Genomic DNA, 23453 nt, shown 5'->3' on the forward strand with positions numbered 1-23453 from the left:
CCAATGAATAAAAAAATTATTTTATTAGCGTTTTTAGCTTTTAATTTGGAAGCTAAAGATATTAATATAGGAGTCGTTTTACCTTTAAGCGGATCTACGGCAGCTTACGGACAAAGTGCTTTAGACGGTATTGAAATTGCAAATAAAATGCAAGGATCTTTGCAAAATGGTGATAAGATAAAATTAATTGTTTTGGATACTAAGGGTGATAAAATAGAATCTTCAAGTGCAGCAACTCGTCTTGTTACACAAGATAAAGTTTTAGGACTTATTGGCGAGATGATTACTGCCAATACTTTGCAGGTGATGCGAGTGGCTGAAGAAAATAAAATTCCACTCATTGCGCCTGCAGCAACTGGAGATAAACTTTTGGAAAATAAATTCTATTCTAGCAGAGTATGTTTTACAGATAGTTTTCAAGGTTCTTCTTTAGCAAAATATGTTAGCCAAAAGTTTGGTTTTAAAAGAGCCGTTGTAGTGGTGGATCAGAGTACAGATTATTCTTTGGGTTTGGCAAAAGCTTTTGAAAAGGAATTTAAAGCAAGAGGCGGAAAAATCTTAAAGGTGTTAAGAGTAAATTCAGGAGATAAAGATTTTAGAGCTATTATTACTCAGATTAAAATTTTAAATCCAGATTTTATTTATTTACCACTTTATTATAGTGAAGCGGCTTTGTTTGCTAGACAATCAAAAATTATAGGCTTAAATACTCCTATGGGTTCTGCTGATGGTGTTGCGGATGCTACTTTTATAAAATTAGCTAAGGAAGCATCTGATAACTATATTTTTACTGATAGTTTTGATTCTTATAATCCTGTAACAAAATTAGGCAAAGATTTTATTTTGGTTTATGAAAAGGAGAAAAAAGACAAAGATGTCCCTGCTTTTTCAGCAATGGGAGCTGATGCCTATTTTGTAATGTTTAATGCTATGAATGCATGTAAAGAAACTCTTACAAGCGAATGTATCAATAATAAAATTCACCAAACTAAAAATTACGAAGGTGTTTCTGGAATTATTAGTATTGATGAAAGCGGTAATGCAATTCGTTCTATTATCGTAAAAGAAATTAAAAATCAAAAACCAATATATAAAGATATAATAAATCCTTAGGACTAAAATGGACTCTGTTTTATTTTTACAACAAATTGTTAATGGCTTAAGTTTGGGGAGTATGTATGCTCTTATTGCTGTAGGTTATACTATGGTGTATGGTGTTTTAAGACTTATTAATTTTGCACATGGCGATATCATGATGGTGGGAGCCTATATTGCACTTTTGCTTATCAATTGTTTATCTCCATTTGTAAATATTTCTTTGGTTGATGATGGAATTGGAAAATATGTTTTAGCAATTTTTATAGTTGCTTTAATAGTTTCTATGTTTTTTTCTTCTATGGTTGGAGTTATTATTGACAAAATTGCTTACAAGCCTTTAAGAAAAGCTCCTAGAATTTCACTTTTAATTACAGCTATTGGAATCAGTTTCTTTTTGCAAAATTTATTTAATATGATTTTCACTTCAACAGAACAGCAATTTCCAGTTCCTCCTGTTTTTGAGAAAATGATAACAATAGGTAAGATCAGTATAACTTTAGGTTCTTTATTGGTTCCTTTAGTAACATTATTTGTAATGACAGTTGTACTTATTCTTCTATATAAAAGTAAATATGGTATAGCTATTCGTGCTTTAGCTTTTGATATACAAACAGTAAATTTAATGGGTATTAATGCAAATCGTATTATAGCTATTGTTTTTGCTTTAGGTTCAGCTTTGGCGGCTATAGCAGGAATTTTTTGGTCCAGCAATTATTATTCTGTTTACCCTACTATGGGAACATTGGTTGGACTTAAAGCTTTTGCAGCTGCTGTTTTGGGTGGAATTGGATCTGTCGTCGGAGCTGTTTTGGGAGGGTTAATCATCGGTCTTACCGAGGTTATGGTTGTTGCTTTTTTTCCGGATCTTTCAGGTTTTAAAGATGCTTTTGCTTTTATTTTTTTAGTGCTTATTTTACTTTTTAAACCAACAGGAATTTTGGGTATTAATTTTGAAAAAAGTAGGTTTTAGATGACAAAGATAAAAATTTCTGCCTTAATTTATATTATTTTAGCGATTGCTTTTATAAGTCTTTCTCCATATTTTTTTGATAGCTATGGAATGGGTATATTGAATCAAATTGCTATCTATATTACCTTAGCTGTTAGTTATAATCTTATCAACGGGGTAACAGGACAATTTTCTTTAGGACCAAATGGTTTTATAGCTATTGGAGCTTATGCAGCTGCTTTAGTGCTTTTAAGTACTGACCAAAAAAATGATTTGTTTAATTTAGAAGATCCAAGTCCTATAATCTTAGCCTTGCATACTAATTCTTTTATTTTAGCTCTTTTAATGGCAGGTATTAGTGCTTGTATTTTATCTTTAATCCTTTCTTTTGCGGTATTTCGTGTAAGAGGTGATTATTTAGCAATTGTAACTTTAGGTTTTGGTATTATCATACAAAAACTAGCAATTAATTTCCCAAGTTTAACCAATGGTTCTATGGGGTTAAATGGAATACCTTTATTTTCAAATTTGTATTGGACGGGTGGAATTGCCATCATTTCAGTTATTTTGATTTTAAATTTAGTTTATTCTAAATTTGGTAGAGCTATGAAAGCTGTAAGGGATGATGAAGACGCTGCAAGTGCTATGGGTATCAATACTTTTTGGATTAAAACTCTCGCTTTTACAGCCTCTGCTTTTTTAGAAGGTATTGGCGGAGGGCTTTTGGTTTGTTTGCTTGGTTCTGTTTCACCTGAGCAATTTGGTTTTGAATTCACTTTTATACTATTAACTATTATAGTATTGGGAGGATTAGGTTCTACTACAGGAGCTATTATAGGTACAATTTTGATTGTAGGCGGTAGAGAATGGCTAAGATTTTTAGATGAAATACAAATTAAAATTGATATTTTAAATATTGATATACATTCTATGCCAGGTCTTCGTATGGTTGTTTTTTCTTTAATATTAATCTTAGTTATGCTTTTTGCAAGACGAGGAATTTTTGGAGATAAGGAGTTAAATTCTTTCTTTAAAAATAAACAATGCTCTAAAAAGGAATATAAATGATACTAGAGCTTAAAAAAATTACTAAAAAATTTGGAGAAATTCAAGCAATTAATGAGACTTCTTTTTGTATAAAAGAAGGAGAAATTTTTGCCCTTATTGGTCCAAATGGAGCTGGAAAGACAACTCTTTTTAATATTATCACAGGAAATTATAAACCAACCAGCGGAGAAGTTTTTTTTCAAAAGCAAAGAATTAACCATCTTAAACCTTATGAAATTGTACATTTGGGTATAGCAAGAACTTTTCAAAATATAAGACTTTTTTCAAGTATGAATGTTCTTGAAAATGTAATGATAGGCTTTAATAAGCAGATGAAATATAGCGTTTTAGAAGCATTCTTTCATTTTGGTCGTTTTTGTAAAGTTGAAAAAGAATTTAATCGTAAAGCCTATAGTATTTTAGAAGAATTAGGAATTGCTGATTTGGCAAATGAAAAAGCTACGAGTTTAAGTTATGGACAGCAAAGAAAGGTTGAAATTGCTCGTGCGATGGCGACAAATCCGAAACTTTTATTATTAGATGAACCAGCTGCTGGAATGAATTCAAGCGAAGGTGATGAATTAGCTGATCTCATTTTAAAACTTAGAAAAGACTATAAAATCAGTATTTTACTTATAGAGCACGATATGAAATTTGTTAATCAATTATGTGATAGGGTTTTAGTTCTTGATTATGGAAAAACCATTTTTGAAGGAAAGTTAAGTGATGCAGTGGAACATAAAGAAGTTATAGCTGCTTATTTAGGAGATTTTGATGCTAGTAGTTAAAGATTTGCACGTATATTATGGCTTGATTGAAGCAGTCAAAGGTATTGACTTTAAGGTAGAGACAGGTCATATAGTATCGCTGATTGGATCAAATGGTGCTGGCAAAACTTCTACTTTAAATGCTCTTTTAAATTCGGTTAAACGCACAGGAGAGGTTAATTTTTTAGGTTACGATACAAAAAGACACTTAACACATACTTTGGTTCAAAAAGGAATCGCTTTAGTTCCAGAAGGAAGGCGTGTTTTTATTAATCTTAGCGTAGAAGAAAATTTAAAGATCGGAGCCTACAACAATAGTGAAAATTATGAACATTTAAGAGAGCAAATGTATAAATTATTTCCAAGACTTGCAAGCAAAAAGCACTCTATGGCTGGAAGTTTAAGTGGTGGGGAAGCTCAAATGTTGGCTATTTCAAGAGCCTTGATGAGTGAACCTAAGCTTTTGATGCTTGATGAGCCTTCTTTAGGACTTGCTCCTAAAATTGTTGGAGAGGTTTTTGATATTATAGTGCGTTTAAAAAATGAAGGAATAACTATACTTTTGGTGGAACAAAATGCTTATTCTGCATTAAAAATAAGTGATTATGCTTATGTTTTAGAAAATGGTAAAATTGTAATGCAGGGAGAAGCTAAAAGCTTGGTAGGCAATGATGATATTAGAAAAAAATATTTAGGACTTTAAAAAGGATTATAGCAATGAAAAAAATTGTCAAAAGTGTAGGAGATTTAAAAATTTCTATAGCTTTATTTTTGCTTTTTGCATTATTTTGTGCTTTAGCAACTTTTATAGAGAGTGCTTATGGTACTTCTACAGCTTGGGCGATGATTTATGATACCTTTTGGTTTGAATATATACAATTATTACTCGGAATTAATTTGTTTTGCGGTATGTTTCGCTATAAGATGTTTAATTTAAAAAAAATACCTTTGATAATTTTTCACATATCTTTTCTTTTCATCCTCGTCGGATCTGCAATTACCAGATATTATGGATTTGAAGGGAGTTTATCCATAAGAGAACATACTCAAAACTCACTTATAGAGAGTTCAAAAACTTCGCTTAGAATTTCTGCTATTAAAGATGGAGAACGCTATACAGCGGTCAATGATCGATATATTGGAAATTTGCCTTTTGCTAACTCTTTCAAACTCAGTTTAGATATAGGTGGTGATAAGGCGGTTTTAAAATATAAAGACTTGATTTTAGATGCAAGCTATGTTTATAAAGAAAATAACACTTCAGATCCTTTACTTGCTTTAACACTTTCTCAAAAAGACATGCAAGGCATTACATTAGAATTTAAAAAAGGGGAAATTCGCAATATAGATGGAATTAATTTTGCTTTCATGAATGATAATGTTTCTAAACCTTATATTAAAATAGATGAAAATTTAAAACTAAGCTCTAGTGAAAATTTAAATGTTTTTAATATGAAAGAAAATGAAAATTTGACTTTAAAATCCGGAGAAAGTGAAAATGCAAAAGAACTTAGACTTTATAGTCTAAATGATTTAAATTTTGTTGTTAAATTTGCTTCTTTACATGGAGTAAAAGAAATTCAGGGTGTAAATAGACCTCAAGATGAAAGTTTTTGGTTATGGTTTAAGTCTGCTTGGTTGGAATTTATTAGAACAATGATGGTTTCTACTTTTGGGGAACCTCAAAATTGGAAAACTTCCTGGCTATTAAAATTTAAAGATTTTGCAATGAGTAAAGAATATCAGGCTTTAAATTTAAAAGGTGTTTATGCTTTAAAACTTGAGCTAGACTATAAAAATCAAAAAAAAGATTTTTATATTTTTGAATATGATAAACCAATTATGGTTGAAATTGATGGGCAGAAATTTTTTATCTCTTGGACGCTTTCTTACAGGCAACTTCCTTTTGAAATTTATTTAAAAGATTTTATTATAGATCGTTATCCGGGTTCTATGTCTCCTGCTTCTTATGCAAGTGAAATTACAGTTAAGAATGGTAATGAAAATTTTGATTACAGGATATTTATGAATAATGTTTTAGATTATCATGGTTATAGATTTTATCAGAGTTCTTATGATCAGGATGAAAAAGGAACCATACTTTCAGTCAATAAAGATCCAGGGAAAGTACCTACTTATATAGGTTATTTTTTACTCATTCTTGGAATGTTTTTAAATTTTTTAAATCCAAATTCAAGATTTAGAACTCTAGCGAGACTTATAAATCAGGACTCTTTAAAAAATATTGGATCTTTTTTATTGATATTTTTTATATTTTTTGGAGTTGATAAAATTTTTGCAAAAAATATTGATTTACCCATTGTAAATTCAGAACATGCCAAAGCCCTTGGATCGCTAGTTTTGCAAAAGTCGGTAGACGGTAGAATGATTCCTTTTGACACTTTAGCGAGAGAAATTCTGGAAAAAATTCACCAAAGTGAAAGCTATAAAGGACAGAGTGCTAATGCTATAATGCTTTCTATGCTTGTTGATGTAGATAAATGGGAAAATGAACCTTTTATTTTGATGCCTCAAAATAAAATTGTTCGTGAAAATATTGCTAAAATTTTAGGAATTTCTAATCAAAAATATATTTCTTATAAAGATTTTTTTGATGAAAATAGACATTATAAACTTCAAAAATACGTTGAAAATGCAAATCGCAAAAATCCAAACGCAAGAAGTGTTTTTGACAAAGAAATGATCAAATTAGACGAAAGAGCCAATATAGTGAATTTAGTTTTTAGCGGAGAACTTTTTAAATTTATTCCTATGCAAAATAGCGAGAATAATATTTGGTTGGCACCTTTTTCTGCTGTTACAACTTTAAAAGGGGAAGAGGGTCAATTTGTTTTGGCATTGATCAGGAATTATTTTAATGCCGTAGATCAAGCTTTTGAAGATAATAATTGGACTGGAGCTAATGAGGGCTTAGCACTAATCAAACAATATCAAGAAAAAGTAGGATATAAGGTTATGCCTAGCAAAACAAGAATCGACCTGGAAATTTTTTCAAATAAGGCTAAAATATTTGTAAAACTTTCACCTATTTATTTGCTTGCGGGATTTTTGCTTTTAATTCTTGTTTTTGCAAAGATGATTGCACCAAATTTAAAAATTGCTAAGATATTCAAAGTAGTCTACATCTTAAATATTTTAGCTTTTTTGATCCATACTATAGGCCTGATATTGCGTGCTTATTTGGCAGAACATGCTCCTTGGAGTAATGGTTATGAAAGTATGGTTTATATTGCTTGGGCTTTGTCTTTATCTGGGATATTCTTTTCCAAAAAAAGTCCTATAGCACTCTCTCTTACTTCTATTTTATCCGGAGTTGTGCTTATGGTGGCATATTTAAGCGAGATGAATCCACAGATTACAAATCTCGTGCCAGTTTTAAATTCTTATTGGCTTAGTATTCATGTATCTGTAATTACTGCTAGTTATGGATTTTTAGGGCTTTGTGCCTTACTTGGTATTTTTGTTTTATTGTTAATGTGTTTTCTTAAAACAGATGGAAAATATAATTCGCATATTTTAAGAAATATTACAGAAGCGACAAGAATTAATGAAATGGCGATGATTTTAGGTCTTTGTCTGCTTACAGTTGGAAATTTTTTGGGTGCAATTTGGGCGAATGAAAGCTGGGGAAGATATTGGAGTTGGGATTCTAAAGAAACTTGGGCTTTGATAAGTATTTTAGTTTATGCGGCAATTTTACATCTTAGAATGATTCCAAAATATTGCAATCAATTTATATTTTCTTTATGGAGTATGTTTGCTTATTGGGTGATAATCATGACTTATTTTGGTGTAAATTATTTTTTAAGCGGACTTCATTCTTATGCAGCAGGAGAAGCAGTCCAAATTCCTGATTATGTTTATTGGGGTTTTGCTCTTATGTTGATTTTGGCATTTTTTGCAAGAAGAAAACGCTATTTTGTAGGTAAACTTTAATGGGTAGTTATATTTTTTTAGCAATATTTTGTGTTGCCATCTTTCTTTTGTTATTTCTAAGCTTAATTGCTTATCTTATTACAAGTGGAGATAAAAAAATATCTAAAAAAAATAAAAACACTCCTTCTGTTAAGCAAAAAAAAGCTAAAAAAGTATTTGATACCGATTTAGATAATATGATTGCAACGGCGGCTGATTCAAATTTAACGGATTCTGACTTGCAAGAACTCGCTAAATTGTATGTAGCTACACATAAATTAGGATCTAAAACTTCTAAAGAATTAGATGACGCTGTTAAGAAAAAATTGGAGTTTGTCTCTGCATTGGCTTCAAATATGAACGCAAGCGCACAAACTGTGAGTTTTTTAAATAAAGAACTTAAGAAAATTTCTGGTTCTTATAAAAAAGAAATCGATGCTTATGAGCAAATGGGATTAGCAAAGAGAAAGATCAAAGAAGAGCAATAAAAATGGTGCGCTCAAGAGGATTCGAACCTCTGGCCTTTTGAACCGCAATCAAATGCTCTATCCAGCTGAGCTATGAGCGCAAAGATGTTATTATATAATATTTTTCTTAAAAATAAGTTATTTATGGGTTTTTTTAGATATCTTATCATCAAATTCTAGCTCTTTTTTCCTTTTTTTATAATAAACAACGAGTCCAATAATTAAAATGAAGCATATAAGAGTAAAAATATACCAAGTAGCGTTTTTATTTCCATTTAAAAACAATCCATTGGTATTCATTCCAAAAAATCCCACGATTAAATTTAGAGGTAAAAATATTGCAGAAAGTACGCTTAAAAAATATAAACTTTGATTGATTCTTTCATTTTTTATGGCACTGATTAATAAATGCAATTCATTTAATCTTGTTAAAATTTCTTTGCTATTTTTTAAAGCTATATTAACACCAAAAATTAAGGGTCTTAAAGCTTTTTTATGAGGACTTGTTTCAGCAAGTAAATTTAAAGCTTCATTAAGCAGAGAAAGATTTTTTAAATTCCTATTAATTTTTTGCTTTAAAATAAAGCTTTTTTTAAAAAAGTTTTTAATTAAATTTCCTTTTAAAAGTATATTTTCTTTATGTTCTATAATGCTTTCAAAATGAGCATTTTCAGCTTTATATTCGTCTAAATTTGTGCGAATAATATTTAAAAAATCATTAAGACTTAAAGGTTTAAATTCTACATTATCTAATTTAAAAATATTTTCTTCTTCAAATCCGAAAACATATACTTTTTCTTTCTCATTCTTGATATTTAAAGAGGATAAAATCAAAATTTTTTGTCCTAAAAAGTCTATATATAAAGTGTTAGGATTTTTACTTAGAAATTTGGCTAAGTTTTCATCATATTGCATTATTTAGCCTTTTAGAATAAAAATCTTTTTTAAATTGTTCAAATTTATTTTTTTTAATCGCTTCTCTCATTTGTTTTACTAAATCAAGATAATAATGTAAATTATGCAAACTTGCTAAACGGAAAAAAGTTAGTTCCTTAGCTTTAAAAAGATGGTTTAAATAAGCACGTGAGAAGTTACAGCAAGTGTAGCATTGACAAGTTTTATCTATAGGATCATGATCGTTGATAAATTCTGCTTTTTTGATATTAAATTTACCAAAACTAGTGAAAAAAGTTCCATTTCTAGCATTTCTTGTTGGCATAACACAATCAAACATATCCACTCCACGTGCAACATTTTCTACTAGATCTTCAGGAGTGCCAACACCCATTAAATATCTTGGTCTGTTTTCATCTAAAAAAGGATTTAAATTTTCTACAGTTTCATACATGAGAGCATTTTCCTCCCCGACACTAAGCCCTCCTATAGCCAGTCCATCAAATTCCATTTCATTTAAAGCTAAAGCACAACGTTTTCTTTCCTCATAATCAGTTCCACCTTGGATGATTCCAAAAATATTTTGATCTAAACCTATATTTTCATTTTGCATTTTTTTATGGTATTCTATGGCTTCTTTTGCCCATAAAATAGTTCTATTGACAGAAATTTTTATCCTTTCTTTGGTTGCAGGCAGGGCAACTAGATCATCTAAGATCATCATAATGTCTGATTTAAAAGTGTATTGGATATCCAAAACGCTTTTAGGGGTAAAAAGATGTTTGCTTCCATCAATATGGCTTTTAAATTCTATACCCTCGCTAAAATGTTTTGAATTTTTACTTAAAGAAAAAGCTTGAAAACCACCACTATCGGTTAAAAAACTTCTATCAAATTGAGTAAAACCATGCAAACCCTTAAAATTTCTAATCACCTCCAAACCAGGACGTAAATACATATGGTAAGTATTAGCAAGAATAATTTTTGCATCTAATTCATTTTTAAGATCATTAGCATCAAGACTTTTAACCGCACCTACTGTTCCAACAGGCATAAAAATAGGAGTTTCGAAGATGCTATGTGCTGTAGTGATTTCACACACTCTGGCTATGCCATCCTTATGCTTTAATTTAAATTCCATTTGATATAATTCCTTTTTTTGGAGATAAACACAATGAATCATATTTTAATTATAATTGATGGAATTTTAGCAAAGCATTTCTTAGAAAGGCTTTGTTTTGAAAAGGGATTGGGTTATTTTTTTACTATCGTTTGCCAGAATAAGGAAGAACTAAATATAAATAACGATTCTTTTGAAATACATTATTTTGATCCTACAAGCACTGCACGTTTTGAAGTAATCATAGGTAGAAATTTTAAACAAGCTTTTATTTATATGCAAGATGAGTTTGAAACAAGAAAGAGTTATGAAGCTCTGCGTTTATTGGATATTAATTTAGAGATTGAAATTATGGATTTTTGGGGTTTAAATATTAATGATTCTCGTGTGAATTTGATTGATGCTAGGATGACTTTAAGTCGCAGACTGATGAATTTTTTCCCAGATATTGCACTTACAGCTCAATACATAGGTCTTGGTGAAGGTGAGATTATGGAAGTAAAAATTCCCTCAGGATCTATTTTTGCTTATAGGCACATTAGCTCAATTCAGCAAAAAAGATGGCGTATAGTTTTAATTTATAGAAATTCAAAAATTTATTTTGTGAAACCTAGTTTTGTTTTAGAACCCAACGATAGCATTTTAATCGTGGGAGATCCCGCAGTTCTTCAAAGTATTTTTCATAATATCAAAGATAAAGCAGGGCAATTTCCTATTCCTTTTGGAAGTAATATTTTTACTTTGATTGATATGAAAAATATGAGTGAAAAAACTCAGGAAAACTTAATCAATACAACCTTACAGCTTGAAGAAAAGAGCAATGCAAAAAAAATTTTTATAAGAGTGATTAATCCTAAATTCGGTTTTATATTTAATAAACTTAAAGAGTTATTTTACAAAAGACAAGGGATATTTTTCGATTATTTTAATACTGATTTTAAAAACTTAAATTCTTTTTTGGAAAATAATGATATAGGTATGTTTATTACGGATAATAGGCATTTTGAAAAAGAAAAAAAGATATTATTTGATTTAAAAATTCCTATACTGAAAATAGGTGAGTGTAGTTTTGAAAGTTTAAAAGAATCGGTGATTTTAAGTTCCAATGAGAGTGAGCTTGAAAATAATGCCAATGTAATTACTGATTTTAGCAAACAGCTTGATTTTAATTTAACGCTTTATTATTACAATCCAAATTCACAAAATATTAGTGATATGAAAGAATATTTTAGAAGTTTGGCTAAAATTTATGACAAGAATATTCAAATCATTCACAAAAGAGATGAAAATCCTATTTTAAATTTACAATATCGTGATGATTTATTGCAGTTTGTAAGCTTTGAAGAAGAGCTTTTAAATGGAAATTTTAGCAAGAGTTTAAGCACTAATTTAAATAGACATTATGCAAAAATGAAACAAAATTATCAGCTTTTTATACCAGTTGAGTAGGGTATTTCAAAAAATTAAGTATTGTAAAATTTTAACTGATAATTTATCATTTTTTTGAACAAATTAATTTTTTTTCTAAAAAAACAAAAAGATTAAAATAATAATTAATCTGATTTTGTTAGAATAGATTTATAAAAATTAAAAAGTGAAAAAATGCAAATAAAAGTCAATTTAAAAGAAAATGCGTATCAAGTTTATATCGATGAGTTGGAAAATTTGGAATTTGATACTAAAGTTTTTATACTTTCAAATCCTAAAATTTCAGGATTTCATCTAAAAAAATTACTCAATAAAATTAAAGCCAAAGAAATTTTTATCGCCACGATAAAGGATGGAGAAGAATATAAAAATTTAAACACTATAGAAGAAATTCTAAATCAAATGTTTAATTCTAAGCTTGATAGAAAAAGTATTCTAATAAGCTTTGGTGGCGGAGTTATCAGCGATATGGGTGGCTTTGCAGCGAGTATTTATAAAAGAGGCATTGATTTTATCAATATCCCTACGACGCTTTTAGCTTGTGTTGATGCTGCTGTTGGAGGAAAAACTGGAATCAATAATTCTTTTGGAAAAAATCTTATAGGCACTTTTTATCAACCAAAAGCTGTGTATTGTGAAAGTGAATTTTTAAGAACTTTAGGCGAAAGAGAATTGGCTGCTGGTATGGCAGAATTTATTAAAATGGCAGTGATATTTGATAAAGATTTGCTTGATTTTATAGAAAGTATGGATGAAAAAGCTTTTTTAAGCGCAAAATGTGAAAATGAAATTTTTTCCAAAATTATCGCTAAAAGCATAGAGCTTAAGGCTAAAGTGGTAGAGCAAGATGAAAAAGAAAACCATCTTAGAATGCTTTTAAACTATGGTCATACTTTTGCTCACGTGATAGAAAATTTAACCAAATATAGCGTATATTTACACGGCGAAGCTGTGGCTATAGGTATGAATATGGCAAATCATCTGGCTTTAAATTTAAGTCTTTTAAGTGAAAAAGAATGCGACAAAATTGAACAAATTTTAAAAAAATTTAATCTACCAACGCGATATAAGATTGATAATGTCGAAGCTTTCTATGAAGCTTTTTTTATGGATAAGAAAAATTCTAACCGAAAATTAAATTTCATTTTAATCAATTCTTTAGGTAGAGGCTTGATTAAAGGCGATATTGATCCAAAGGATATCATTAAAACTTTAAAAGAATTCTCATGAAAAAAATTATTATTTTAGCTTTATTTTTTATCGCAGTTTTTGGAGATACTAATCGTACAAACAATATTAAAGAAAAAATTGATGCTTTAAATTCAATTATTAATGCAAGTATTTGGAATATTAGGTATGAGAATTTTATAAAATATCAAGGTATTAGTGATGAAATTGCTATCTTAAATTTAGAATTAAAAAAAAGTACAGATCTGCATACACAAGAAGAGATAAAACGAAAAATTAGCAATTTAAAAGAACAATTGAACTTATTAAAAGAATATAAAGATTTAAATTTTGCACAAATTTTAAGTGCACCAAATAATATTGAAGTTTTACCAAAACTTACCAATCCCTTGGCTATTATTGGGGCTTTTTCTCATATAAAAAAATTAAAAGGAGAAAAAGAAGAATATATATCCAAATTTAATGAATTTAAAAATTTAGTCGATAAGATCAAGGAAAAAAATTTAAAACTTAAGGAATTGATTGAACTTGATCCAAATACTAAAAATATACAAGCTTTAAAAGAATCTGATCAAAAACTAGAAGAATTTGGGCAAATTTTAAATTTTATCAGCGTCTCTTATTCGGTTTATGAAAAAAAAATTGATGAAGAAATTACAAGAGTAAGTGCCGAAATTAAAGTACAAGGCTTAAGAGCGGTCAATATACTCATAGCAATTGTTTTGGTAGTTGCAATTGCTTTTGTACTTAAATTTATCGCTAGAAAATACATCAAAGATAATGAAAGATATTATACTGCAACTAAAATTATTAATTTTATTAATATTAATATAATTTTACTCATCTTGTTGTTTGCTTATATAGAAAATATAAGTTATCTTGTAACCATACTCGGATTTGCTTCTGCGGGTTTAGCTATCGCTATGAAAGATATGTTTATGTCTATGCTTGGATGGTGCGTGATCGTTTTTGGCGGTAGTTTTAGAGTAGGTGATCGCATAAAAGTTTTTCAAAATGATACTACTTATGTGGGTGATATTATAGATATTTCTTTTTTAAGAATTACTCTTTATGAAGAGCTTACTCTTGAAACTTATACTAAAAATCGCCGTAGCGGTCGTATTATTTTTATACCAAATAATTATGTTTTTACAAATTTATTGGCTAATTATACTCATCATGGTATGAAAACTATCCTTGATGGTATCGATATTAATATAAGCTTTGATAGCAATATTGATAAAGCCCAAGAGATAGTGGAGAATATTGTAACTCATCATGCAAAAAAATACACAGAGCTTGCAAGAAAAACTATGTATCGTTTGCAAGATGAATATAGCATTAAAAATCCTAAAGTGGAACCTAGATTTTTTGTATTTTTTGAGCATTGGGGAATGAGAATTTCTGCTTGGTATATGACAAATTCTTACGCAGCTTTAGTTCTTAGAAGTACAATTAGTAAAGAAATTATTAAAGAGTTTAAAAAACACAGCGACATAAAAATCGCCTATCCAACACAAAATTTATATTTGGATAAAATGAATTTAAGTCATAAGACTAAAGATTTTTCCATAAAGGAATAAAGATTGAAAGAAAAAGTTTTTTTTAAAACCTTTGGATGTAGAACAAATATTTATGATACAGAGCTTTTAAAACGTTATGTGAAAGATTTTGAAATCACTAATGATGAAAAAGAAGCACAAATTGTAGTTGTAAATTCCTGCACGGTTACAAATGGAGCTGATAGTGGGATAAAATCGTATATCAATACCATGAAAAAACAAGGAGTCAAAGTCATACTTACAGGATGTGGGGCTGTGAGCAAAGGAAAAGAGCTTTTAGAGCAAAAGCAGGTTTTTGGAGTGCTAGGAGCGTCTAATAAAGATAAAATCAATGAATTTTTAAACGCAAAAACAAGTTTTTATGAGCTTGGAAATTTAAATTTTATCGATAAAGATATCGTTTGTGAGTATGAAAACCACACTAAAGCCTTTGTTAAAATTCAAGAAGGATGCGATTTTGCGTGTTCATATTGCATCATACCTAGTGTAAGGGGCAAATCAAGAAGTGTAGAAGAAAAAGATCTTTTAAAACAAGTAGAAATTCTTGCACAAAATGGTTATTCTGAAATCGTTTTAACAGGAACTAATATAGGATCTTATGGTATAAAAAACGGCACAACGCTAGGAAAACTTTTGCAAAAAATGGGAAAAATTTCAGGGATAAAGCGTATAAGGCTTGGCAGTTTAGAACCTGCACAAATTGATGAAAGTTTTTTAGAAATTTTAGATGAGGCTTGGATCGAAAAGCATTTGCATATTGCTTTACAACACACGAGTGAAAAAATGCTACGCATTATGAGAAGGCGTTCGCATACTGATAATGATTTAAAACTTTTTAATTTTATAGCAAACAAGGGTTTTGCCTTAGGGACTGATTTTATAGTAGGCCATCCTGGAGAAAATGAACAAATATGGAGTGAAGCTTTAAATCATTTTAAAAATTTCCCACTCACTCACATACACGCTTTTATTTTTAGCCCTAGAAACAATACTCATTCAGCCACTATGAAAGAAGATCTTGTTAGTGGTGATGTGGCTAAGGAAAGATTGAATCTTTTAAAGGATATCGTAGAAAAAAATAATTATGAATTTAGAAAAAAAAATAAAGTTCCGCTTGAAATTTTAGTCGAAACTCAAAAAGATGGCGTTTTTGAAGGTTATGATCAATTTTTTAATAAAATAAAAATAAAAAGCGAACAAGATATAACTAAAGAATGGTTGCTAATAAACCGATATGAAGTGCAAGAAAAATATAATTTTTCAAATTTGTAAGGTTGAAAAATGAAAAATAAAAAAATCATACTCGTATCTTTTATAATTTTGTGCGTACTTTTTGGAATTTTATACGTCAAAAACGAACCAGAATATATTGATGAAAATCTTTATCAAGGTTTATTAAGTGAAAATTTGATTCAAAAAGCCGTCATTGATGATGAAAAAATTTTATTAAAAACTAAAGAAGGAAATTATGCTATTATAAAAGATGGCATCGATCTAAAAACCCTTTTAGCTAAAGTTCCAGTAGAAATAAAAAAAGATAATACCTTGTGGATATTTTTTATTGCGATTGTTATTTTTATCATTCTTTTTTTAATCTTAGCTTTTATTCGCAAAAAAGAATTTTCTAAATATCCAATTTCATCTAAAAAAACTCAAACACAAACTTCGATTGCGAATTTAGAATCAAATATAAAGCCTGTCATTTCCAGTATTACTTTCGATGATGTTGCAGGCGTAGATGAAGTAAAAATGGAATTGAGCGAATTGGTGGATTTTTTACAAAATTCCAAAAAATACAAAGAATTTGGTGTAAAAATGCCCAAAGGGGTTTTGATGGTTGGTCCTCCAGGGGTAGGAAAAACTCTTATAGCCAAAGCCGTTGCAGGGGAAGCAGGAGTTCCCTTTTTTTATCAAAGTGGATCTAGTTTTGTAGAAATTTATGTTGGAATGGGTGCTAAAAGAGTTAGGGAGCTTTTTTCTAAAGCTAAAATGATGGCACCAAGCATTATTTTTATCGATGAAATCGATGCCGTGGGTAAAGCAAGAGGTGAGATGTCAAACGTTGAAAGAGATAGCACCTTAAATCAACTTTTAACTCAAATGGATGGCTTTGAGGACAATAACGGCGTTATCGTTATAGCCGCTACCAATAAAATAGAGCTTATGGATCCGGCTTTATTGCGTTCAGGGCGTTTTGACAGACGTATTTTTTTATCCTTGCCTGATTTTAAAGATAGACTTAAAATCTTAGAAATTTATATGAAAGGCAAAAGCAATAATGTTGATTTAAGCAAAATTGCTAAAGCAAGTGTTGGTTTTAGTGGAGCAGGGCTTGAAACTTTAGTTAATGAAGCGGCAATTAATGCCTTAAGAAGAAATAGTACTTTAGTTGAAGAAAATGACTTTTATGCCGTGTTAAATAAAGTTCTTGTAGGTAAAAAGAAAATTTTAACTTTTAATGATGAGGAAAAGAAAATTCAAGCTACTTATCAAGCGGCTAAGGCATTAAGCGCGTATTATTTTGATATAGGATTTGAAAAATTCACTCTCATTGAAGATCGCTTTAAAGAATATGAAAAAAATATCAGATCCAAATCCGAACTTATCAATCGTATCAAGGTTTATTTATCCGGTTCTAGAGCCATGAATTTAATTTATAATGAGACTTATACAAACTCACAAAATGATTTTTTAAAGATCAAAGAATTGCTAGAATATATGATCAATTTTGATATGATAGAAGAGGCCAATTTGGACGAATATAAAAAGGAAGTGGATGAATTTTTATCTTCTATGAAAGAAAAAATTTTAAAACTATCAGAACTTCTTCTTGATCAAGAAAAAATCGAATACAAAGATATCAAACTTTTCATGCAAATTTAATTTTAAAATTCACAACACATTGAAATTTTTATATTTTCAATGTGTTCTTATAAATTGATAAAATATATTATATAATTCTAACTCATAAAACTTTAGTTATATAGACTAAATTAAATTAAGTAAATTTTTTTATATATATACTTGACAAAATAACACTCAAAGTTGTATAATACATTTAGCAATTAAAAAAGAGAGTGCTAATTTAAAGAAAGGAAGTCATGAAAAATCACGATAAAAAAGGTTTGATTTTAGATTCTATTATCGAAACTTATTTATTAGATAATGTTCCTATAGGTTCTAGTGAGCTTAATTTAAATTTATGCATTCCAGCATCGACTATACGTGTTTATTTGAAAAGATTGAGTGATGAAGGATTGATCACTCAACTTCATATAAGCAGTGGTAGAATTCCAACTGTTTTAACGATGCAAAATTATTGGCAGAGTTTTTGGAAAGAGAGTCAAAATGAAAGCGTGATAAATATAACAAATGAAGATTTTTTAAAAGAACTAAGCAAGGAATTTGAAATTTATTGCTTGATTTATGGAGGCAGAAATTTAATCTTAAAAGAAATTTTTAATCTCAATGCTAAATTTATAGTTTTGGATTTTAAAGAAGAAGAACTTGTATTAAAATACACCAAAGAGGCTTGGGAATTTTTAAAAACCTTAATCGGTTTTGATCTTTTTAGCATAGAAAATATAGCCTTGAAAGTTTCTTTCATCGAGCTTGTAGAAAAGATCACTTGTTTAAGACAAAATTTAGTTTATTACAGAAGCAACGAAGAAAGAGCTTACCAAATTTATCAAAACGATGAATTTGTTAAGCTCTTAGATTGCGGTGTGCATCATTATTTTAAGGACAGCTTAGAATTTGAACCTTTGTTTAAAGAAGGTTTTATGGGGCTTAAAGTAGATGGGCAATTTTTGGGCGAAGATGTAAATATTATCTTAGCGGGTAGTGTTTATACGGATTATAAAAAAATATTAAAACAAATAAAGGAGGCAGCGTGAGCGAACAAAAGCAAGAAGTCGAAAACGAAAATTCACAAGATTGCGAAAATGTGCAAGAAGAAAATACATGCAATGAAGAAAATGAACAGGATAAATTGCAAAAAGAATTCGATGAATTAAAAGATAGATATATGCGTGCAAACGCTGAATTTGAAAATATCAAAAAAAGAATGGAAAAAGAAAAAATCACTGCAATGCTTTATGCCAATGAAAGCTTTGCGAAAGATTTGCTTGATGTTTTAGACGCTTTAGAGGCGGCTTTAAACGTTGAAGCAAGTGATGAAATCAGTTTAAAAATCAAAGAAGGAGTGCAAAATACTTTAGATTTGTTTGTTAAAAAACTTGAAAAAAATGGTATCAAAACCATAGAGGAATTAAAAGATTTTGATCCTAATTTACACGAAGCGATGTTTCATGTAGATAGTGCGGATCATGAAAGCGGAGGTATCGTGCAGGTTTTACAAAAAGGATATAAAATTAACGATCGCGTGATACGTCCAACAAAGGTAAGTGTAGCAAAATAAATTATAATTGAAAGGATAAAAAATGAGTAAAGTTATAGGTATAGATTTAGGAACAACCAATTCTTGCGTTTCTGTTTATGAACGTGGCGAAAGTAAAGTAATCCCAAATAAAGAAGGTAAAAACACAACTCCTTCAGTGGTTGCTTTTACAGATAAGGGTGAAATTTTAGTTGGAGATAGTGCAAAGCGTCAAGCTGTGACTAATCCTGAAAAAACTATATATTCTATAAAAAGAATTATGGGTTTGATGATCAATGAAGAAGCAGCTAAAGAAGCTAAAAGCAGACTTCCTTACCACATCACTGAAAGAAATGGAGCTTGTGCGATCGAGATTGCAGGAAAAATTTATACTCCACAAGAAATTTCAGCGAAAGTTTTGATGAAATTAAAAGAAGATGCGGAAGCTTTTTTGGGTGAAACTGTAGTGGATGCGGTTATTACTGTTCCTGCTTATTTTAACGACGCGCAAAGAAAGGCAACTAAAGAAGCTGGAACCATTGCAGGACTTAACGTTTTAAGGATTATCAATGAGCCAACAGCAGCAGCTTTAGCGTATGGACTTGATAAAAAAGATAGTGAAAAAATCGTTGTTTATGATCTAGGTGGTGGTACATTTGACGTTACTGTGCTTGAAACAGGCGATAACGTAGTGGAAGTTTTATCAACTGGCGGTAATGCTTTCTTAGGTGGGGATGATTTTGATAACAAATTAATCGATTTTCTTGCAAGTGAATTTAAAAATGAAACAGGAATCGATCTTAAAAATGATGTAATGGCTTTACAACGTTTAAAAGAAGCGGCTGAAAACGCCAAAAAAGAACTTAGCTCAGCTAATGAAACTAACATCAACTTGCCATTTATCACAGCGGATGCAAGTGGCCCAAAACACTTAACAAAAACCATCACTAGAGCTAAATTTGAAAGTATGATTGAAAGTTTAGTGGCTGAAACCATCACTAAAATCAATGAAGTGGTTGATGATGCAGGGCTTAAAAAAGATGAAATTAAAGAAATCGTTATGGTAGGGGGATCTACTCGCGTTCCTTTAGTACAAGAAGAAGTTAAAAAAGCTTTTGGAAAAGATCTTAACAAATCTGTAAATCCTGATGAAGTTGTGGCTATTGGTGCAGCGATCCAAGGTGCGGTTATAAAAGGTGATGTTAAAGACGTGCTTTTACTTGACGTGACTCCACTTTCTTTGGGTATCGAAACTCTAGGCGGTGTGATGACTAAGATTATAGAAAAAGGCACAACCATTCCAACTAAAAAAGAGCAAATTTTCTCAACCGCAGAAGACAATCAAAGTGCTGTAACCATCAATGTTTTACAAGGTGAAAGAGAATTCAGCCGTGACAATAAATCTTTAGGAAATTTCAATCTTGAAGGAATTCCACCAGCACCACGCGGTATGCCACAAATTGAGGTGACTTTTGATATCGATGCAAATGGTATTTTAACCGTTTCTGCTAAAGATAAAGCAACAGGCAAAGCGCAAGAAATCAAAATCACAGGTTCAAGTGGCTTGAGTGAAGAAGAAATCGATAAAATGGTAAAAGATGCAGAACTTCACAAAGAAGAAGACAAAAAACGCAAAGAAGCTGTAGATGCAAGAAATGCAGCCGATAGCTTAGCACATCAAGTTGAAAAATCTTTAAGTGAGCTTGGGGAAAAAGTTCCAGAAGATGAAAAAGCAAAAATACAAAAAGCTTTAGATGAGTTAAGAGAGACTTTGAAAAATGAAAATTCAAGCAAAGAAGAAATCGAAAGCAAAATGAAAGCTTTAAGCGAAGTTTCTCACAAATTAGCTGAAAATATGTATAAAAAAGACGACGCACAAGCTAACGATAAAAAGAAAAAAGACGACGATGTTATCGACGCTGAAGTAGAATAATTCTTTCTTTTATCTTCATGCCAAGCTATTTTTAGCTTGGCTTTAAAATTCTAAAGGATAAATAAATTTGTCTGATATTTTTAAAATTTTTAATCTTTGCGATGGCAAAAGACTAAAAGCCAAAAGAGCACAAGGCAAGAAATACGAAATATTTCTCAATGAAAATGAAGAAAGCTATAAGAATTTTAAAGTTCCTTTTAAAGAGGTTTTAAAATATTATTACCTTTACCCTAAAAATGCCATTGCCCCTTTTAAACTTCCTTTTTATAAGCCTAACTTAAGCGATTTTGACGCCCCACATATTACTTGGTTGGGCCATTCTTCGCTTTTTGTAAGTTTTAAAAAATATAAAATCTTAATCGATCCGATTTTCAACACTCACGCTTCGCCTTTTTCTTTCATCAACCGTGCTTTTAAAAATGCTCCTGTTTATAGTGCGGATGATTTTGGCGAAATTTTTGCAGTGATTATCACGCATTCTCATTTTGATCATTTGGACGCAAAAAGCGTAAAAGCTTTAAAGCATAGAGCGAAATTTTTCATTACACCTTTAAAAGTGGGAAATTATCTTAAAAGTTATGGAGTGAGTGAAAAAAAGATCATAGAGCTTGATTGGTGGGATGGGATAGAATTTGATGACTTAAACATCATCGCAACACCTTCACAGCATAGCTCTAGCCGTGGAGATGGTAAAAATAAAACCCTTTGGGCGTCTTTTGTGATAGAATTTAAAAGCGTGGGTAAAAAAGTATTTTTTAGCGGTGATGGTGGATATTTTACGCATTTTAAAAAAATCGGAGAATATTTTAAAGAATTTGATCTTGTTTGCTTTGAAAGTGGTCAATTTAACAAAGCTTGGCCTTTTTCGCATTCTTTTCCGGATCAAATTTTGCAAGAAGCAAAAGATCTCAATGCAAAGGCTTTAATGCCTATACATTGGGGAAGATTTTTAGCGGGAACTCATGCTTGGAATGAGGTCGTAGAATTTTTGTATAAAAATCTCGATATCGACCTTATAACGCCTAAAATGGGCGAGGGTTATAAAATAGGCGATGAATTTAAGCAGGATTTTTGGTGGAGATAAATTAAAGACAAGGAAATATTATGAAAATAACTCAATGGAATACGACAAATTTTCTTTCAAAGGAAGTTAAAATCAATGTTTTAATCGATGATGAAAGAAGTAAAGAAATACAAATTTTACTTGCTAAAGATAGTATTATGAGAGAACATAAAGCCCCATTTGCAATACATGTTCAAGTTTTAAGCGGCAAAATTTGGTTTGAGGTACAAGGGCAAAAATTGGAATTAAATACTTTAGATATGATCAGTCTAGAGGCTAATATCCCTCATTCTTTAGGCGGATTGGAAGATTCTATAATAAGACTTAGTTTGAGTAAATCAGATAATATCCAAAGGATAAATGCTATTCTTAAAAAACCTAAAGTGCAAATTTAACAAAATAAATTTCTGTCAAATTTGCAATAAATTTGCTTAGTTATAATTTTTGATGAATTTGGCTATTCTTTCTAAGCCTTTTTTGATCAAATCTTCACTTGTGGCATAAGAAATTCTAAAATATCCATCCATACCAAAGCCAATTCCTGGAACGACTGCTACTTTTTCTTGTTCGAGTAATTTTTTGCAAAATTTCATAGAATCTTTTTCGATTTTTTGGATATTGATAAAAAAATAAAAAGCACCTTCTGGCTTATAAAAACTGATATTTGGGATCTTTTCTAAGATATCCAAGGCCACATTGCGACGCTTTTCAAAGGCTTGACGCATAGTTTCTATATCTTGATCGCATTCTCCATTAAGCGCAGGAATGGCAGCATATTGAGTGATAGAGCAGATATTAGAAGTGCTTTGTCCTTGTAATCTTTTAACAGCGGAAACTAAAGCTTTATTTTTACTGGCCATATAGCCAAATCTCCAACCAGGCATAGCACCGCATTTGCTAAGCCCATTGATGGTTACTGTGCGTTTTAAGGTATCTTCATTTAGACTTGCAAACGCTGTAAATTTAGTATCATCATAACGAAGTTTTTCATACATTTCATCACTTAAAACCATAATATTTGTATTTTTTAAAACTTCAGCAATAGCTAAAAGTTCTTCTTTGCTATAGATTGAACCTATAGGATTTGATGGAGAATTGAGCATTAAAACCTTTGTTTTAGGTGTGATGGCTTTTTGAAATTGCTCGGCTGTAATCTTAAAGCCATTTTGCTCTAAGCCTTCGATAAATATAGGCTTTCCTTCTGCAAATTTAACCATTTCTGGATAACTAACCCAATAAGGAGCAGGGATAATAACTTCATCATCTTTTTCAACTAAGCATTCTATACATTGAAAAAGGGAATGTTTAGCACCAACGTTTGTAATAATTTCGTTAATTTCATAATCTAAACCATTATCTTTTTTTAATTTAGTTTGTATGGCTTTTAAAGTTTGCTTTATACCAGCGACTGCAGTATATTTTCCACAACCCTTTTCTATAGCGGCAATAGCAGCGTCTTTTATGATCTTAGGAGTGTCAAAATCAGGTTCTCCTGTTGAAAAACTGATCACATCTTCACCTTTAGCTTTTAACTCATCAGCAAGTGAAGCAATGGCAAAAGTAATAGATTCTTCTAAAACTTGAGATCTTTGGGCTAACATTGATTTTCCTTTTAACATTTTT

At 30.3% G+C, this 23453-nt stretch carries 20 protein-coding genes and 1 tRNA gene; 17 read left to right on the forward strand and 4 right to left on the reverse strand.

The window, feature by feature from the left end; all coding sequences use genetic code 11:
- Window positions 1–3: 3 nt before the first annotated feature.
- Genes CQA76_RS00615 through CQA76_RS00645 form a run of 7 tightly spaced genes read left to right on the forward strand, consistent with a single transcriptional unit; the run spans window position 4 to window position 8285 of the window.
- A complete protein-coding gene (locus CQA76_RS00615) occupies window positions 4–1113 on the forward strand; it encodes an ABC transporter substrate-binding protein (protein ID WP_137621523.1) in 1110 nt (369 codons plus the stop codon).
- A gap of 7 nt (window positions 1114–1120) precedes the next feature.
- The gene (locus tag CQA76_RS00620) at window positions 1121–2068 is read left to right on the forward strand and encodes a branched-chain amino acid ABC transporter permease (RefSeq protein WP_137621524.1); all 948 of its coding nucleotides are present in this window, start codon (window positions 1121–1123) and stop codon (window positions 2066–2068) included.
- Window positions 2069–3115, forward strand: coding sequence for a branched-chain amino acid ABC transporter permease (locus CQA76_RS00625; protein ID WP_137621525.1), 1047 nt, complete (start codon window positions 2069–2071; stop codon window positions 3113–3115).
- Window positions 3112–3882, forward strand: a complete 771-nt coding sequence (locus CQA76_RS00630) for an ABC transporter ATP-binding protein (RefSeq protein WP_137621526.1) — start codon at window positions 3112–3114, stop codon at window positions 3880–3882. The genes CQA76_RS00625 and CQA76_RS00630 overlap by 4 nt, the downstream gene beginning before the upstream one ends.
- Window positions 3869–4564: an ABC transporter ATP-binding protein gene (locus CQA76_RS00635; RefSeq protein WP_137621527.1), complete on the forward strand. Its 696-nt coding sequence runs from the start codon at window positions 3869–3871 to the stop codon at window positions 4562–4564. The genes CQA76_RS00630 and CQA76_RS00635 overlap by 14 nt, the downstream gene beginning before the upstream one ends.
- A gap of 14 nt (window positions 4565–4578) precedes the next feature.
- On the forward strand, window positions 4579–7818 hold the full coding sequence (ccsA, locus tag CQA76_RS00640; protein WP_137621528.1) for a cytochrome c biogenesis protein: 3240 nt from the start codon (window positions 4579–4581) through the stop codon (window positions 7816–7818).
- Window positions 7818–8285: a hypothetical protein gene (locus tag CQA76_RS00645; RefSeq protein ID WP_137621529.1), complete on the forward strand. Its 468-nt coding sequence runs from the start codon at window positions 7818–7820 to the stop codon at window positions 8283–8285. The genes ccsA and CQA76_RS00645 overlap by 1 nt, the downstream gene beginning before the upstream one ends.
- Before the next feature lie 3 nt (window positions 8286–8288).
- On the opposite strand, the gene CQA76_RS00650 is transcribed toward CQA76_RS00645, so the two are convergent.
- The 3 genes from CQA76_RS00650 to tgt form a co-directional block, all read right to left on the reverse strand.
- Window positions 8289–8365: transfer RNA gene (locus tag CQA76_RS00650), tRNA-Arg, on the reverse strand.
- 37 nt (window positions 8366–8402) lie between these two features.
- Window positions 8403–9179 (reverse strand): CorA family divalent cation transporter, encoded by a 777-nt coding sequence (locus CQA76_RS00655; protein WP_137621530.1) that lies wholly within the window; start codon window positions 9177–9179, stop codon window positions 8403–8405.
- On the reverse strand, window positions 9169–10299 hold the full coding sequence (tgt, locus tag CQA76_RS00660; protein WP_137621531.1) for a tRNA guanosine(34) transglycosylase Tgt: 1131 nt from the start codon (window positions 10297–10299) through the stop codon (window positions 9169–9171). Before tgt ends, CQA76_RS00655 begins: the two co-directional genes overlap by 11 nt.
- Before the next feature lie 33 nt (window positions 10300–10332).
- Here tgt and CQA76_RS00665 point away from each other — a divergent pair, with 33 nt between their 5' ends.
- The 10 genes from CQA76_RS00665 to CQA76_RS00710 all read left to right on the forward strand — a co-directional run bounded on the left by CQA76_RS00665 (window position 10333) and on the right by CQA76_RS00710 (window position 22225).
- Entirely contained in the window at window positions 10333–11727 is a 1395-nt protein-coding gene (locus CQA76_RS00665) for a COG3400 family protein (protein WP_137621532.1), read from the forward strand.
- Between the two features lie 153 nt (window positions 11728–11880).
- Window positions 11881–12936, forward strand: a complete 1056-nt coding sequence (gene aroB / locus CQA76_RS00670; protein WP_137621533.1) for a 3-dehydroquinate synthase — start codon at window positions 11881–11883, stop codon at window positions 12934–12936.
- A complete protein-coding gene (locus CQA76_RS00675; protein ID WP_137621534.1) occupies window positions 12933–14477 on the forward strand; it encodes a mechanosensitive ion channel family protein in 1545 nt (514 codons plus the stop codon). The genes aroB and CQA76_RS00675 overlap by 4 nt, the downstream gene beginning before the upstream one ends.
- Window positions 14478–14480: 3 nt before the next feature.
- Window positions 14481–15728 carry a tRNA (N(6)-L-threonylcarbamoyladenosine(37)-C(2))-methylthiotransferase MtaB gene (mtaB, locus tag CQA76_RS00680; RefSeq protein ID WP_137621535.1) on the forward strand — a complete coding sequence of 416 codons (1248 nt, stop codon included), beginning with the start codon at window positions 14481–14483 and terminating at the stop codon, window positions 15726–15728.
- 9 nt (window positions 15729–15737) lie between these two features.
- Entirely contained in the window at window positions 15738–17339 is a 1602-nt protein-coding gene (locus tag CQA76_RS00685; protein ID WP_137621536.1) for an AAA family ATPase, read from the forward strand.
- Window positions 17340–17557: 218 nt separating this feature from the next.
- Window positions 17558–18352, forward strand: coding sequence for an HrcA family transcriptional regulator (locus tag CQA76_RS00690; RefSeq protein WP_137621537.1), 795 nt, complete (start codon window positions 17558–17560; stop codon window positions 18350–18352).
- The gene (grpE, locus tag CQA76_RS00695; RefSeq protein WP_137621538.1) at window positions 18349–18876 is read left to right on the forward strand and encodes a nucleotide exchange factor GrpE; all 528 of its coding nucleotides are present in this window, start codon (window positions 18349–18351) and stop codon (window positions 18874–18876) included. Before CQA76_RS00690 ends, grpE begins: the two co-directional genes overlap by 4 nt.
- 22 nt (window positions 18877–18898) lie before the next feature.
- Entirely contained in the window at window positions 18899–20767 is a 1869-nt protein-coding gene (gene dnaK / locus CQA76_RS00700; protein ID WP_137621539.1) for a molecular chaperone DnaK, read from the forward strand.
- Window positions 20768–20828: 61 nt separating this feature from the next.
- On the forward strand, window positions 20829–21851 hold the full coding sequence (locus CQA76_RS00705) for an MBL fold metallo-hydrolase (protein ID WP_137621540.1): 1023 nt from the start codon (window positions 20829–20831) through the stop codon (window positions 21849–21851).
- 20 nt (window positions 21852–21871) lie between these two features.
- Window positions 21872–22225 carry a cupin domain-containing protein gene (locus CQA76_RS00710; RefSeq protein ID WP_137621541.1) on the forward strand — a complete coding sequence of 118 codons (354 nt, stop codon included), beginning with the start codon at window positions 21872–21874 and terminating at the stop codon, window positions 22223–22225.
- Window positions 22226–22261: 36 nt separating this feature from the next.
- On the opposite strand, the gene CQA76_RS00715 is transcribed toward CQA76_RS00710, so the two are convergent.
- Window positions 22262–23431, reverse strand: coding sequence for a pyridoxal phosphate-dependent aminotransferase (locus tag CQA76_RS00715; protein ID WP_137621542.1), 1170 nt, complete (start codon window positions 23429–23431; stop codon window positions 22262–22264).
- Window positions 23432–23453 lie beyond the last annotated feature (22 nt).

This window comes from Campylobacter aviculae, assembly GCF_005406215.1.
Lineage (GTDB): Bacteria > Campylobacterota > Campylobacteria > Campylobacterales > Campylobacteraceae > Campylobacter_D > Campylobacter_D aviculae.

Excerpts from the sequence above, each read along its gene's own strand:
- CQA76_RS00615 (WP_137621523.1), top strand. The coding sequence starts at position 4 with ATGAATAAAAAAATTATTTTATTAGCGTTTTTAGCTTTTAATTTGGAA.
- CQA76_RS00620 (WP_137621524.1), top strand. The coding sequence starts at position 1,121 with ATGGACTCTGTTTTATTTTTACAACAAATTGTTAATGGCTTAAGTTTG.
- CQA76_RS00625 (WP_137621525.1), top strand. The coding sequence starts at position 2,069 with ATGACAAAGATAAAAATTTCTGCCTTAATTTATATTATTTTAGCGATT.
- CQA76_RS00630 (WP_137621526.1), top strand. The coding sequence starts at position 3,112 with ATGATACTAGAGCTTAAAAAAATTACTAAAAAATTTGGAGAAATTCAA.
- CQA76_RS00635 (WP_137621527.1), top strand. The coding sequence starts at position 3,869 with ATGCTAGTAGTTAAAGATTTGCACGTATATTATGGCTTGATTGAAGCA.
- ccsA (WP_137621528.1), top strand. The coding sequence starts at position 4,579 with ATGAAAAAAATTGTCAAAAGTGTAGGAGATTTAAAAATTTCTATAGCT.
- CQA76_RS00645 (WP_137621529.1), top strand. The coding sequence starts at position 7,818 with ATGGGTAGTTATATTTTTTTAGCAATATTTTGTGTTGCCATCTTTCTT.
- CQA76_RS00655 (WP_137621530.1), bottom strand. The coding sequence starts at position 9,179 with ATGCAATATGATGAAAACTTAGCCAAATTTCTAAGTAAAAATCCTAAC.
- tgt (WP_137621531.1), bottom strand. The coding sequence starts at position 10,299 with ATGGAATTTAAATTAAAGCATAAGGATGGCATAGCCAGAGTGTGTGAA.
- CQA76_RS00665 (WP_137621532.1), top strand. The coding sequence starts at position 10,333 with ATGAATCATATTTTAATTATAATTGATGGAATTTTAGCAAAGCATTTC.
- aroB (WP_137621533.1), top strand. The coding sequence starts at position 11,881 with ATGCAAATAAAAGTCAATTTAAAAGAAAATGCGTATCAAGTTTATATC.
- CQA76_RS00675 (WP_137621534.1), top strand. The coding sequence starts at position 12,933 with ATGAAAAAAATTATTATTTTAGCTTTATTTTTTATCGCAGTTTTTGGA.
- CQA76_RS00685 (WP_137621536.1), top strand. The coding sequence starts at position 15,738 with ATGAAAAATAAAAAAATCATACTCGTATCTTTTATAATTTTGTGCGTA.
- CQA76_RS00690 (WP_137621537.1), top strand. The coding sequence starts at position 17,558 with ATGAAAAATCACGATAAAAAAGGTTTGATTTTAGATTCTATTATCGAA.
- dnaK (WP_137621539.1), top strand. The coding sequence starts at position 18,899 with ATGAGTAAAGTTATAGGTATAGATTTAGGAACAACCAATTCTTGCGTT.
- CQA76_RS00710 (WP_137621541.1), top strand. The coding sequence starts at position 21,872 with ATGAAAATAACTCAATGGAATACGACAAATTTTCTTTCAAAGGAAGTT.
- CQA76_RS00715 (WP_137621542.1), bottom strand. The coding sequence starts at position 23,431 with ATGTTAGCCCAAAGATCTCAAGTTTTAGAAGAATCTATTACTTTTGCC.